At 70.1% G+C, this 14680-nt stretch carries 5 protein-coding genes; 2 read left to right on the top strand and 3 right to left on the bottom strand.

All coding sequences use genetic code 11. The features are described 5' to 3' along the window. Nucleotides 1-11: 11 nt before the first annotated feature. The 3 genes from MK786_RS10550 to MK786_RS10540 form a co-directional block, all read right to left on the bottom strand. Nucleotides 12-956 (bottom strand): oxygenase MpaB family protein, encoded by a 945-nt coding sequence (locus MK786_RS10550; RefSeq protein WP_241112225.1) that lies wholly within the window; start codon nucleotides 954-956, stop codon nucleotides 12-14. A gap of 177 nt (nucleotides 957-1133) precedes the next feature. Continuing rightward, complete coding sequence (locus MK786_RS10545; protein ID WP_241112190.1) at nucleotides 1134-4052, bottom strand: immunoglobulin-like domain-containing protein; 2919 nt, start codon at nucleotides 4050-4052, stop codon at nucleotides 1134-1136. 268 nt (nucleotides 4053-4320) lie between these two features. Beyond that, nucleotides 4321-7806: a family 43 glycosylhydrolase gene (locus tag MK786_RS10540; RefSeq protein ID WP_241112189.1), complete on the bottom strand. Its 3486-nt coding sequence runs from the start codon at nucleotides 7804-7806 to the stop codon at nucleotides 4321-4323. 172 nt (nucleotides 7807-7978) lie between these two features. On the opposite strand from MK786_RS10540, the gene MK786_RS10535 reads away from it, so the two are divergent. Together MK786_RS10535 and MK786_RS10530 are read left to right on the top strand one after the other, a co-directional pair. Then, nucleotides 7979-11482, top strand: coding sequence for a family 43 glycosylhydrolase (locus tag MK786_RS10535; RefSeq protein WP_241112188.1), 3504 nt, complete (start codon nucleotides 7979-7981; stop codon nucleotides 11480-11482). A gap of 74 nt (nucleotides 11483-11556) precedes the next feature. Next, complete coding sequence (locus MK786_RS10530; protein ID WP_241112187.1) at nucleotides 11557-14475, top strand: immunoglobulin-like domain-containing protein; 2919 nt, start codon at nucleotides 11557-11559, stop codon at nucleotides 14473-14475. Nucleotides 14476-14680: the final 205 nt, after the last annotated feature.

Here is a 14680-nt window from a genome sequence, read left to right as displayed (position 1 = left end):
CGTGTGCCTGGTCAGTCGCCTGCGGCGAAGGGTCGGGCCGGCTCGGACGACGTGGCGGGCCGGGCCGCGGCATCCGCTCTCTCGAGCCGGCGCAGCCGACGGCGCGCGAAGTCCTGCGCACGGGGACCCGAGCCGAGTGCGTTCTCGGTGACGGCGAGGATGAGGCGCGTCGCCGTGATGACCGGCAGCCACGTGCGTCGCAGGCCGAGCAGCGCGCGGTAGCGGTGCGGGATGGTGGCCACGGCGCTCGCGAAGAGCACGCGGTAGGCCAGTGACATCGCGCGCGAGTCACGGAACGGCGGCCGGCGGAGGAAGCGCACGACGTCGTCGACCCGCTCGTCGCGTCGCAGGACACCGGCCTCGAGCAGGGCGTCGAGCCGGCGCCGCAGCTCGGCCTCGGTGCGCGGCGGATCCGCCACGTGCATCAGCCGCCCCGCCGTCGCCCATTCGGCGACGTAGGCATCCGGGCCGCCGGGGATCGGGCGTCCCCAGGTCTCGTGGCACGTGAGGAACGCGTCGGTGAAGGCGAGATGCACCCACTCGACGAGATCGGCGTCGGAGGCGGAGTACGACACCTCGTCGCCGTGCCCCGTGACGTAGGTGCCCGACACCCGCTGGTGGAACCGGCCGACCCGTGCGGTCTCGCGCTCGGCTTGCGCCTTCGAGCCGTACGTGAGGCAGATGACCCACCGCACCGTGCCCGTGAGGCGCCCGATGGGGTCCTCACGGTATCGCGACCAGTCGTGCACGCCCGCGAGGGCGCCCGGGTGCAGCGCCTGCAGCAGCAGCGCGCGGATGCCGGCGACCATGGTCCCCATCCCGGCGTGCACCGTCCACGCCGGGCCGCCCTCCGCGAACCAGCCCGTGTCGTCGCCCTCGGCGAGCTCGCGCACCCACGCCGGTGTGCCGTCCGGGTCGCCCGACAGGGCGGTGAGCAGGCGTGCCCGCAGCCGCATCAGGGGCCGGCGGGTCGGGGCGGCGATGCCGCCGGGAGCGATCCTGGTCACTCCACCAGCGTGCCATGGAGGAGGGATGCTGCGGCCCGGCTTGTCGACGACACGATCGAGGCCCCCGGCGCGCTGCGCCGAGGGCCCGATCGGTCACCGCGGCTCAGGGCCGCGGCATCCGCTCACTCATCCGCAGGTGCGGACGGCGTACTGCGCGGTCACGGTGCCCGAGGTGTCGCCGTCGACGACCGCCACCCTCACCTGGCCGGCGTCGATCGATGCGAGACGCGTCGTGAACGCGTACGACACCGTCTTGCCCGCCGCGATCGTGGCGGACTTCGCGCCGTACGGCGTCGAAACCGACACGTCGGCGGGGGAGTCGCCGCCGTTCGCAAGCACGGCCGTCAACACGACCTTGCCTGCGACGCAGCGCGTCTGCGCGGTGACGGTGACCTCGATCGCGGGCTCCACCGTCACGGTCGCCTCGACCGGCATGCGCGAGTCGTCCTGCGCGACGCCCGACACCGTGAAGGTGCCCGGTGCGGCGTACTTCGACGGGGCGACGGTCTCCCACGTGACGGCGACGGTCTGCTCCGAGCCGTCGGCCTTCGTCAGGTGCGCCTGCGGCAGCACGGGTGCGACACCCGCCTTGGTCGTCGCCTGGATGGCGTCGACCGACGCGACCGCGATGTTCGGCGCGTACGCCTCGAGCACCTTCTGATACTCGGCGCGCGTCACCGGGATGACGGTGCCGTGACGCGGTTTGCCGCCGTCGGAGTTCTGCGGCAGGTTCGCCCGCAGCTTCGAGCCGAGCGGCACCCACGAGTCGCCGTTCGCGAGGTCGTTCGAGCCGAACGGGATGTAGTAGTTCGGTCCGCCGTGGTAGTTCGGCTGGTCGATGAAGAGGAACCAGTCGAGGTTGTTTACGTCGCCCTCGTTCGCCGGGAACACGCTCGGTCCCTCGCCGCTCGAGTAGGTGCCGCCGGGCTCGCCGTTGGGGAGGCCCGAGGCGACGCGCTCCTTGATGAGGGTCCACTGGTCGGCCGGTCCCGTCGTGCCCGGCAGTGTGCCCGTGATCTTCGCCAGGAGGTTCGTCGACTTCTCGGCGCGGAGAGTCATCGACGCCTCGTCCTTCGTGAACCGGTAGAACGTGCCGTCGACCTTCGCGACCGTCGAGTCGATGAGACCGCGGCCCGTGCCGCGCTGGACGTCGCTCCAGATCTGCGGCTCGGAGAACGTACGGAAGTCGTCGGTCGTGGCGTACATCATGCGGTTGTAGGTCACGGCCGTGCGGTCTGCGGCGTTCGGCGTCGGGTAGAGGTTGGACGCCCAGAACACCACGAAGGTGTCGCGCTCCTCATCCCAGTACGCCTCGGGCGCCCACGTGTTGCCGGCGTAGTCCGACGAGACCTTGACGTGACGCTGCTCGGACCAGTTCACGAGGTCGTCCGACTCCCACACCTCGATGTAGCGCGAGCCGGAGATCTGGGCGGTGTTGAAGCCGCCTGCCAGACCGTCGATCTTGAGGTCGGTCGCCAGCATGTAGAAACGGTCGCCTTCGGGCGCGCGGATGATGAACGGGTCGCGCAGACCCTTCGTGCCGAGCTCCGAGGTGAACAGCGGCTCGCCGTCGTTCAGCGTGTTCCACGCCAGCGCGTCGTTGCCCTTAGACGCGGCCAGGCTGACGCGCTCGGCGCCCGCGCCCTCACCTGTGAAGAACGCCCACACGTACGCCTCGGTGGCGTCGGCGCCCACGGGCATCGGCTGCACCTGCACGCGGAACTCGCGCGTGCGCTGCGCCGACCCGTTGGTCGCCGTCGCCGTGAGCACGACCTCTGCGGCGTCGGCTCCCGCCGCGGGACGCTCGACCTCGACGGTGAGCGACGTGTCGGCGACCCCGTCGCGGAGGCCGGCGTTGACGGCTCCCGATGTCACCGCCCAGGCGATCGACGAACCTTCGGCGCCGGTCTGCGGCACCGAGAAGTTGGTGCGGATGTTGTCGGCGTTCGCGATCTCGATCGCGTCGAGATCGTTCTGGGCCTTGACGTCGTCGGCCAGATCCTGGGGTACGGTCACCTCGTACGTCTGCGTGCGCGAGTCCGACCCCACGGTGAACGTCGCGGTGAGCGTGACGGTCGCGTCGCCCGCGCCCGCGGCCGGACGCGTGACGTCGGCCGAGCCGCCGGCGACGGCGATCGCAGAGTTGTCGGACGCCCACGACACCTGCACGCCATAGCTGCTGGTGGGGAGCGTGAAGTCGTCGATCGCCGTCTCGGGCACCTCGACGCCGCTGATCGCGCGGTCGAGCGCCTCGCCGGCGAAGAGCGCCTGCACCTCGGCCTGGTCGAACGCCTCGCCGTAGACGGCGAAGTCGTCGACCTGGCCGTTCCAGTTGGCGTCGTTGTAGGTCGAGCGGCCCAGGTACGCCACCAGGGAAGAGCCGAACGATGCGACGTTGCGCGCGATCGCGCTCTGGCCGATGAGCGCGCCGTTGACGTACACGCGCAGCTGGCCGTTCGTCCCATCGATCACCGTCGTGTACAGCGACATGCCGGCGGGGGTGCGGATGCCGGTCGATGCGGCATTGGTCGCGCCCGGACCGATCTCGGTGCCCCATGGCGCGGACGCATTGGTGGAGTTCGTGACGACCGACTTCACGTAGCCGTTCGGGTTGGTGGGGTTCAGCAGCCAGTAGCCGGACGAGTACGACGCGCCCGATGCGACCGGCGCACCGATGAACGCCGAGGCGACGTTGGCGGGGCCGGTGCGGTTCGCCATCCAGGTCGAGATGGTGAGGTCGCTCTTGCCGACGAGCGGCGCCGACGGGATCTCGACGTAGGCGCTGGTGGCGCGTGCGCCGCCGGGGAGGCTCAGGATGCCGTCGCGCACTTCGGCACCGCTCTGGCGGACGGTCGCGTCGTGTCCGTTGCCGCTGACATCCGGGATGGTGGTGCCCGACGCGCTGTCGAACGTGTAGTGGATGAGCGGCTGCGCGTCGACGGCGGCCTGGGCCGCGGGCGCGACGGCGCCGGTGAGTGCGAGAGCGACGGCCGTGGCGACGGCACCGCTTCTCGCGAGGACTCGGGTTCTCTTGCGCGTTCTCACGCTGATTCCTCGCTTCTCGGCGATGGCGCACGGGCGAGGGATGCCTCGGAGCCCGACGTCACCGTCGGTTCAGGCGTGTGTGCGTCATCGCGCAGGTCGAAACCGTCGATGTCGACGGCGGTCGGGTTCTGTTACCGGAAACATCTCCGATGCGATTACGGTACGGGCATGCTCGTTCGGCTGTCAAGAGGAGCACGTTATCGGTAACACTATGGTCGCAGCGATGAGGGGCCGGCCGTGAACGGACCGGCCCCTCGTGTGCAGCGGATCAGCCGCAGCTAGCGGCGGGGTAGGTGACCTGCTGGTCGACCGTGACGGGCAGGCCGCCGACCGTCGCCACCGCCTTGAGCGCCACCGAGCCGTCGGGCACGGCGAGGGCGCGGGTGGTGAACGAGGCCGACGCGCTCTTCCCGGCCGCGACCGATCCGAATGCCTTCGTGCCGTACGGGCTGGTCGCCGTCAGCGTGACCGGGAAGGCCTCGCCGTTGGTCACGGTGATCACCTGCACCACCTTGCCGGCGACGCAGCGGGACGCGACGACCCCGGAGACGTCGAGTTCCGGACCGACCACGGTGATCTGCAGCGACACCGTGCGGTTGGCCGGCGCCACCTCCTCCTCTCGGGTCTGGTTGAGCACCGCCGAGCCATCGGCGGCGAAGTGCACCGTCTTGACGCGGGCGTGGCGACTCGGGTCGTTCAGGCCGCCGTCGGCACCGGGGATCCACTCCGAGATCGGCGGACGGGCGTGGTAGACGATCACCGGGTTGCCGTCGGCGTCGAGCGTGAACGAGTTGTGCCCGGGGCCGTTCTGCTGACCGCCGAAGTCATCCGATGTGAGCAGCGGATAGCCGGTCTTCGCCCACGTGGACGGTTTCATGAGGTCGCCGTCGATCGGAGCACGCAGCATGCCGATCGAGTATGTCTCGTTGACCTCGGATGCCGAGAAGAACACGAACACCTCGTCGTCGCTCTTGATGACCGCTGCGCCCTCGTTGATGACCTGGCTCGCGGTCCGCTCCCATGCGTAGTTCGGCGTGGAGAGCAGGATCGAGGGCGTGATCAGCTGGCTCGGGTTGGCCGGGTCGATCTCGGCCATGCGCAGATCGGAGCTGCCCGGCTTCTCGGCCCACACCATGTAGTGCTTGCCGTTCGCCTCGAAGTACGTCATGTCGAGCGAGAAGCTCGTGAACGCCGAGGTGTCGCCGGGTGCCGCCTTGACATACCCGAGCTCCTCCCAGTTCGACGCGACCATCGGGTCGCTGTCGCCGGGCGCGCGCATGATCGCGGGGCGGATGTTCCACACGTCGGTGCTGCGGCTCGAGGTGAACAGGATGTACCAGTCCCCGTTGATCTTGTGCAGCTCCGGCGCCCAGAAGTAGCGGTAGGCGCCGGTGGCGATCTTCGAGCCGTTGGCGGTGTTGGGTGCAGCCGCGTTGCGCGACCACAGCAGCACCTGCTCCTGCGCGGTGGTGAGGCCGTTGATCGTGCTCGCGCGGCGCAGCACGATGCGGTCGTAGCCGACGCCGGGGCTGGCCTGCGTGGTGGGGTACGAGCCGGTGAGGTAGTACTCCGCCTCGCCAGTGCGCTCGTCGTCGCGGAACACCCACGGGTCGGCGCGCTCGGGCACGAGGATGCCCTTGCTGTCGCCGTAGACCGGCTGGTTCACGGTGCCGGTCACGGTGTACTCGCCGGGCGTCTCCACGTCGACGCCGCTGGTGTCCCAGTTGACGCCGAGCTGCTTGGAGGAGCCGTCGGAGTAGCCGAGCTGCACCTTCTCGGGCAGCTCGAGGTCGCCGCCCACCTCCACCTCGACGTCGTCACCGGCGTCGACGGTGGTGTTCACGATGCGTCCGAGCGACTTCTGCAGGAGCGCGAGCTCCGCGGCGGTGAGGGGGAGAGCGGATGCCTCGATCGCGCCGGCCGGCAGGCCGGTCAGCGTCGGCGCGGCCGGAGCGGAGATCGACTGCGGGGTGCTGAAGGTCGTGAAGTCGCGCGTCGTCACTTCGTAGGCAGCGCCGGCGGGCGTGTGCAGCACGACCCGGTACGCCCGGATGCCGTTGTCGTACGCGACGTCGGCACGTGCCACCGTGATGCCCTGCGTGTTGGTGGTCGCGAGCTTCTGACCTGTGAAGGTCACGAGGTCCTTCGACGTGTAGACGAAGATGCGGCCGTTGGCGGCGTTGTCCGCGGCGACGAGTCCGAAGGTGCCGTCGGGCTTGCGGAAGAGCGTCGGGTTCGCGAACTGAGAGGTGCCCGTGCCGAAGGTCGGGTAGAGCACGCCCTTGTTGTTGTTCAGCGCGACAAGCGGGTCTCCGTCGGCGCCGATCGCGAGGTGGAGCACCTCGGTCTTGGCGGTGCCGCCGGTGCGCACGTATGCGACGGCGCGGCCGGCGTCCTGGGCTTTGACCGTCACGCGGTAGGTGCGCTCGGTGGTCAGCCCCTCCCGCGAGAACGTCGCCGTGAGGTCGACGTCGGTCTCGGCAACCGGGCGCGTGACGTCGCCGGTCGCGGAGAGGAGGCTCGGCGCGGACGACGCCCACGACACATCGATGTCGTCGATGGAGTCGCGCAGCACGATGTCGGACGTGACGACCTCGATGCCGAGATCGAACGCGTCGGCACTCCGCTCGAGATCGCGCTGCGCGTCGATCGCGGGCACGGTGACCTCGTACGCGCGCGTGAGCGTCTCGCCGCCCAGCGAGAACGTGCCCGTGAGCGTGACCGTCGCGTCGGCCGGGCCTGCGGCGGGGCGCGTGACCGTGCCGTCGGCCGCGATGACCTCGGGCGCCGACGACGACCAGGTGATGCGTGACAGGTTCGCTCCGCTCGCCGGCAGCGCGAGGTTCGCGATGGTCTCATCCGGCAGTGACACCGCGTCGGCGTCGGCAGCGAGGGCGGCCTGGGTCTGGGCGGGCGTGGTGCGCTCGCTGAGGTGGTAGAGGTCTGCGATCTGCGCGGGGGTGTAGGCCGACGTCGAGACGATCACGTCGTCGACGCCGCCCTTGTAGAAGACGTCCGGGTAGGAGGAGCGACCGATGTACCCGACCAGTCCGGTGCCGAACTGCGTCACCGTTCGGCTGGTCGCCACGGTGCCCACGTGCGTGCCGTTGTAGTACCCCGAGATGGAGGTCGGCGTGATGACCGTGGTGTACATGCCCCACGCGGTGCCCGTCGTCGGACCCGCGACGCCCTGCGCGGCGTTGGTCGGCGAGATGCCGTATTCGGTGCCCCACGGCGCCGAAGGCGCGCTGCCGTTGGTGACGACCGTCTTGAAGCGGCTCTGCGGGTTGCGGGGATTGAGCAGCCAGTACTGCGACGGCGGGTTCGCGGCGGAGCCGAAGAACATCGCCGCGTAATTGCCCGCGGCGGTCTCGTTGCGCAGCCATGTCGAGATCGTCAGCGTGTCCTTGCCGTCGAACAGATTCGCCGGAAAGCGCACGTAACCGGCGCCGCTGTTCGACGCGCCGCCGGGAAGGGTCAGCACGCCGTCCGCGACCGTCGCACCGGTTCCCAGCAGCGTGCCGTTGTTGCCGTTGCCGGTGATGTCGGTCACCGCCCCCGGGGAGCTGAAATCGTAGTGCAGTATCAGGTTCGGGTCATCCGGAACCGGATCCGCGTGTGCTGCCGGGGGAGCGAGCACGCCGAGGGCGAGTGCCGCGATCGCGGCCCCCGCCACTCCGACGCGTCGCCAGGACTTCGTCGCCAACTCAAACCTCGTCATCGCGGCCTGCGGCCCGCGCGGGTTCGCGGGCATCGTGGGCCACCGTATCGCGTTACCGCTCACATTCCTAGAGCCGATTCGCGATCCACCGACTGCGGCTTTTGGACATTCACGCGATGAACAGTGGTGGCATTCGTTTGGTTACCGCTAACGTGAGCGATAACACCCGTTCGACGATGTTCGGCCTCACTTGATGGAGAGTGGAATGAGAGTGTCCTCCCGCACCCGGAAGACAGCCATCGCGGCAGCCGCGATCGGCGCGATGGTCCTGGGGCTGGGCGTGAGCAGCGCGACCGCTGCCGCCCCCGCCGACGGCCTGATCGCCGAGTACCTCTTCGACGAGGCCTCGGGCTCGACCGTGCCCAACACCGCGGCCGACTCGGCCTTCGGTGCGGCGACGGTGCGCAACCTGCAGGCGGCCGATTGGACGGGGTCGTCGCTCACGATGCGCGGCGGGTCGAAGACCTCCACAGGGAACTGGGTCGAGCTGCCCGACGACATCCTCGCGGGTGCCCAGTCGGCGACGGTGACGGCCGAGGTGAAGGCCTCCGCAGCGATGCTGAACGGATTCCACTTCCTGTGGAACATCGGCAATGAGTCCTCCGCCACCGAGTACTTCTTCGCATCGCTCAACTGCGGCTCGGGTCGCTCGCCGCTCGTCGGCATCAAGGCCGGCGGAGCCGAGCAGCTCGTGCAGTCCGGCGCGTGCGGGCTCACCGCGAACACGTGGGTCAACGTCACGTCGGTCGTCGACGGGGCCGCACGCACGGCATCCCTCTATATCGACGGCGTCCGCGCTGCCCACGGGAACGTCGCAGCGACGCCCGCCGACATCGTCGACCAGTCGCTCAACACCATCGGCCGCGCCCCCTGGCCGGATCCGCTCTTCCAGGGCGCGATCTCGGCCTTCCGCGTCTACGACCGGGCGCTCAGCGCCGCCGAGGTCGCTGAGGTCTCCGCCGACGACGCCCAGGCCCACGCCTCGGAGCTGCAGGCTCAGGCGCAGGCGATCATCGACGGCCTGAACCTCGCCGACCGCGAGACCAGCACCGACATCGACCTGCCGGCCGCGAATGGCCGCGTCACGTGGACGTCGGGCAACCCCGACGTCGTCTCGACCACCGGCGCGGTCACCCCGCCGCTCGCGGGGGAGCCGTCGGCGCAGGTCGAGCTCACCGCCACCGCCGCGGTGCGGGGGATCAGCGCGAGCAAGACCATCACCGTGACTGTGCTGCCGTCGACCGAGACCGCGCAGGAGCGCGCCGATCGGCTCGCGCAGCGGTTCGTGATCCCCTCGGTTCTCCGATCGGGCACCGCCCTCCCGGCTGCACCCGCCGGCTCGACCGTCGAGGTGACAGAGGTGGCCGGCGACGTCGAGGTCGGCGAATCCGTCGGCTCGAGCTCGGATGAGCCGGTCGAGGCCGAGATCCAGGTGACTGTGACGGATGCCGCGACCGGCGCCTCCTCGATGCGCACGTTCGCCGTGCGGGTTCTCCCCGCCGCGGCGCCGGGCCTGCTCGCCTATCACCGCACCCCCACGACGGTGTCGGAGGCGAACAACGCCGACGTCGCCCTCAGCATGCACCTTGCGCTCGAGGACGGCGGCGCGTGGTCGCCCCTCAACGAGAACTACGGCATCTTCTTCCCGAAGACGTCGGTGACTCCGCCGGCGAACGGCACGTCGGAGAGCATCCTCCGCAGCCTGCGCAACCCGCACATCTTCTATCTCGAGGACGGCGACTTCGGCATCGTCGCGACGCGCACCGCGCGCGGCGGCGCTGCCGACGGCACGCAGTCGAACCGCCTGCTGTTCGCGCGCAGCGCCGACCTGCGGTCCTACGACGAGGTCGGCCTGATCGACGTCGGGGTCACGAGCGGTGTCAACGAGCCGGCCGTCGTGTTCGACTCGGCCGCCGACCGCTACCTCGTGACGTGGACGTCCGACGCGGGCGCCGCGATGTACACGACCTTCGGCGATCTGGCCGACGCCTCGACCCGCGGCCCGGTGCTGCGCGGCGCCGTCGCGGCGACAGCCGGCGTGACGGGCGCGTCGGTGCCGAACTTCGCGAGTGGCAACGCCATCGCGGTGACGCCCGAGATCGCCGAGGCGCTCGAGGTGCGGTTCGGCCGCGTCGTCAACACCGGCGTCGCCGAGCTCGACGATGTCGAGCTCGAAGCCGGTGACTCGCTCGAGGCTGCGCTGCCCGAGCGTGTCGAGCTGACCTACAGCGACGGATCCGAGGACACTCGCGCGATCGCGTGGGACGAGGCATCCATCGACGCCGTCGACACCTCGGCTCCCGGCACCTATGAGGTCACGGGAACGGTCAAGCAGCCCGAGTACGCGACGCCGTTCGCCGACGAGCGCGCCGATCCGTCGATCTTCCGGTTCGACTGGAACGGCGACGAGAAGTTCCTCATGATCGCGACCGAAGACCTCAACCTCAATCCGATCGACCCGGCGAACGGGGCGCACATGCCGATCCGGGTCGCCGATCGCATCGAGGACCTCTCCGACGAGGCGCTCGACGCCGGGCGCAATGTCGAGGTCGACCTGCTCCGCGCCGGCGACACCGACGCCGAGGGCGGCGTGATGACCGGCTGCTTCTGGGCGCCCGAGTTCCACGTCATCGCCGACCGCCTGTCGATCCTCTTCATGCCCTGCTACAACGGCTCCAACGGCCGCCCCGACATGTGGACCGGACGCGCCAGCATCATCCAGCTGAAGCAGGACGCCCAGGGCAACGATCTGAACCCGGCCGTTCCGGCGAACTGGACCAAGGCGCAGAAGGTCGTGCGTGCCGACGGGTCGATCCTCAACCCGGTGCAGAACATCTCACTCGACATGACGTACTTCCAGGACTCCGGGCAGTCGTACTACTCGTGGCAGATGCTCGGGTCGATCTTCATCGCGAAGATGGATCCCGCCGACCCGACCCGGCTGACGTCCGCGCCCGTGCGCATCCTGGCGCCCGAGTACGCGTGGGACAACACGATCGCCGAGGGGCCGAACGTGCACGTCCGCGACGGCAAGCTGTACCTCATCTACTCCGGCTCGACCGTCGGCGACACGTACACCACCGGCCTCGCGACCGCCACGGCGGGCGACGGCGTCGACCTGACGGACCCGGCCGCGTGGTCGAAGCTGAACTACCCGATCCAGAAGTCGGGCGTCTTCAACGGCCAGTGGCAGCTCGGCACGGGACACGGCATGTGGTCGTTCGACGAGGACGACAACCTGCTGTACGTCTTCCACGCCCGCACGAGCAACAACGGGCTGACGGGTCGCGACACCTTCGTGCGTCGTGTGCACTTCGCCGCCGACGGCCTGCCCATCTTCGACATGGAGGCCGATGAGGAGGTCGCGCCGGACAACCGGACCGTGTCGGTGACCGTCACCGTCGTCGGCGACCCCGAGCCGGCGCTCGACGTCTCGGCCGTCGTCGCCGCGCGCTGCGTCGCAGGCAAGGTCGTGCAGACCGTGTCGGTGACGAACGGCGAGACCTTCCCGGTAGCCGTGAAGACGACATCGCCGTACGGCGCGAAGACGGTGTCCGTCGCGGCGGGCAAGACCGTGTCGCAGGCCTTCACGACGCGCCTCCCGTCGATCGAGCCGGGCGCGGTCGGCGCGGACGCCTCGGCCACCGTCGGTGGCGAGCCCGTCGCGTACGACCAGGACTTCGCGTTCGCTGCGAGCAGCTGCGGCTGAGACCATGCGGCCCGGGTGTGAGCGCGCCCGGGCCGCGGCATCCTTCCCCCTCCACCCGAAAGAGGACATCCGTCATGACTGCACCCACCCGCATCCGCCGGCGTGCCCTCGGCATCGTCGCGGCGGCGAGCGTCGTCGCCGCGGGGCTGCTGCCTGCGGCCACCGCGGCCACCGCGGCGGACCCGCTGCGCGACAGCCTGGTCGCCGAGTACCTCTTCGACGAGGCCTCGGGCGATGCCGTGCGCAACACCGCCGATGGCGACGCGGCGGCCGGTGACCCGTTCGACGCGGTCGTGCGGAACTACGTCGCCGATCAGCGGTCCGAGGCGGGAGCCCTGCGGTTCACCGGCGGCGCGAAGACCTCGACCGGCAACTGGGTCGAACTGCCCGACGACATCCTGGCCGGAGCGGGTTCGGCCACGGTGTCGATCGACGTGAAGTCCGACCCGACGATGCTGACCTCGAACCACTTCCTGTGGAACATCGGCAACGACGCCACGCAGCAGTACTGGTTCGCCAACGTGCGCGGTCCTCGCTCGGGCATCACCGTGGGCTCCGCGGCGGGGGAGAAGAACGGCACCGCGTACGGCGTGACGGCCAATCGCTGGCACAGCCTCACCGCAGTCATCGACGCGGACGCCGACACCCTCACCTTCTACACCGACGGTCAGCGCGCTGGGGTGATCAAGACCACGCTGACGCCTGCCGACATCACGCAGACGCTCAACACGATCGGCCGTGCGCCCTGGCCCGACACGCTGTTCAAGGGGTCGATCGGCGCGTTCCGTGTCTACGACCGCGCTCTCAGCGACACCGAGGTCGTCGCGCTGTCCGAGCTCGACGCGATGCCGCATGCCGCGGAACTCGCGACTGCGTCGAGCGCGAAGCTCGCCTCCCTCGACCTCGGCGACACCACCGCGGTGACCGCCGATCTCCAGCTCGTGACGCTGCACGGCGTCCGGTGGGCGTCGTCCGATCCGGCCGTGATCGCGCCCGACGGCACCGTCACGCGGCCCGCACCCGGTCAGCCGGCCACGGTCGTGACGCTCACGGCATCGGCGACCACGCGTGGTCAGGCCGCGCCGAGCCCGCGCTCCTTCACCGTCACCGTTCCCGCACTCGCCGCCGCCGACCTGGCGGCCGACCGCGACGCGCTGCGCGTGCCCGAGTCGGTGCGCGGCAACCTCACCCTTCCGGCGCGGGGTGCGGCCGGTTCGCCGATCCAATGGGAGTCGTCTGACGAGGACGTGATCACGGATGCCGCGACCGGCGCGGCCGCAGCGGGCGTCGTCACCCGACCGGAGTGGGGGTCCGAGCCTGTCGAGGTGACGCTCACGGCCACGATCGGCGACGGTCCCGACGCGCTCACCCGCGAGTTCGCCGTGACCGTCGAGCCGCTGCCGCGCGCGGCGGCCGACAGCAGGTACCTCTTCGCCTACTTCACCGCCGACACGATCGCGGGCGAGAACATCTTCCTCGCGGCCTCGCAGGGCAACAGCGCGATGACGTGGGACGTGCTCGGCGGCGGCGCACCGCTCGTGACGTCGACGTTCGGCGAGATGGGGCTGCGCGACCCGTTCATCCTGCGCGCGCCCGAGGGCGACCGGTTCTACCTCATCGCCACCGACCTCTCGATCGGCCGCAACGGCAGCTGGGACCGCGCGCTCGACCAGGGCAGCGCCCACCTCGAGATCTGGCAGTCGACCGACCTGCGCACGTGGTCACAGCAGCGGCACGTGAAGGTCTCGGGTCCGAACGCGTCGATGACGTGGGCGCCCGAGGCGTATTGGGATGCTGCGGCCGGCGAGTTCGTCGTGTACTGGTCGTCCCGCGTCTACCTCGACGGCACGCGTCCGTACGACAAGGCGGGCACCCCGAACTCGACCTATTCGAAGGTCATGTACGCCACGACGCGCGACTTCGTCACGTTCTCGCCCGCGAAGGTGTGGGAGGACGCGGGCGACCGCATCGACTCGACGATGATCGAGGACGACGGCACCTTCTACCGCTTCACCAAGGAGGTGACCGGCTGCGTCGACATCGTGCAGGAGTCGTCCGGCGACATGCACGCGCTGACGGTGCCGGGCGACTACGCGTGGCAGACAGACGCGAGCTGCATCTCGAAGACCGCGCGCAACACGACGCGCACGACCGAGGGCCCCACCATCTTCCGTGCGAACGCGGGCGACACGTCGCTGCCGGCGGGCGTCGACGAGGGCTTCTACCTGTTCGTCGACGACTTCACGGGCGTCGGTTACCTGCCGCTGTTCACCGAGTCGCTCGCCGCACCGCAGTGGCGCACCGTCACCGGGGCACTTCCGAAGTCCCGGCACGGCAGCGTGCTGCCCGTCACCCTCAACCAGTGGGAAGCCGCCAAGGGCGCACCGCTGACGAAGGTCGCGACCGAGGTCGAACTCGACGGCGTCGAGCCCGGCGACACGCTGCGGCCCGGCGATGCGCTCGCCGCGACGGTCACGGCCGCCGACGGGGGAGCGGTCGCCGGCTTCGTGAGGTTCACCGTCGGCCATCTGACGGTCGACGCGCCCATCGTCGCGAAGGACGGCGCGTACGTCGCCGAGGCGGTCGTCCCCGAGACGGATGCCGCAGGCGAGGCGGTGCAGCTGTCGGCGGCGTTCGCGGACTTCGACGTGCTGGCCGGATCGGCGGCCAGCACGGTGGACGTGATGCTCGGCGATCCGCCGGTGCTCGAGGTCGAGGCATCCGTCTCCGCCCGCTGCGTGTCGGGCAAGGTCGTGCAGGTCGTCACCGTTTCGAACGCCGACGATGTCGCGGTCTCGGCGACGGTGACGGGCGCCTACGGCTCGAAGACCTTCGCCTCGATCGCCGCGGGCAAGAGCTCGTCGGCATCGTTCACCACCCGCCTGGCGTCGATCCCTACCGGATCGATCAGCCTCACGGCATCGGCGGCGGTTGCCGGTTCGCCGGTGATCGACACGACGGAGGTGACCACCGCGCCCGCTTCGTGCGGGTGACCCGACCACGGTCGCAGCAGCGGCCGTCGCGACGCGCGCCGCGGGTGTGGACGGACCCCGCGGCGCGCTGTCGCGCGCCGCGGGCAACCGGAATTCCTCGTGGAGCAGCGCAAGCCGTCCCGTGCGTTCGCCGTAGTCAGGGCAGGTCGCGCCAGCCATCCGAATCAAACGGCTCGAAACCGATTTCGGGTCTTGTTCTCGCTAA

The organism is Microbacterium sp. CFH 31415 (assembly GCF_022538185.1).
Taxonomy (GTDB): domain Bacteria; phylum Actinomycetota; class Actinomycetes; order Actinomycetales; family Microbacteriaceae; genus Microbacterium.
Note: the sequence above shows the minus strand (reverse complement) of the source record. Positions and strands in the feature narration are given on the sequence as shown.

Bases quoted from the DNA above. Each gene is read 5' to 3' on its own strand.
- MK786_RS10550 (WP_241112225.1), bottom strand. From the start codon at position 956: ATGCGGCTGCGGGCACGCCTGCTCACCGCCCTGTCGGGCGACCCGGAC.
- MK786_RS10540 (WP_241112189.1), bottom strand. From the start codon at position 7,806: ATGCCCGCGAACCCGCGCGGGCCGCAGGCCGCGATGACGAGGTTTGAG.
- MK786_RS10535 (WP_241112188.1), top strand. From the start codon at position 7,979: ATGAGAGTGTCCTCCCGCACCCGGAAGACAGCCATCGCGGCAGCCGCG.
- MK786_RS10530 (WP_241112187.1), top strand. From the start codon at position 11,557: ATGACTGCACCCACCCGCATCCGCCGGCGTGCCCTCGGCATCGTCGCG.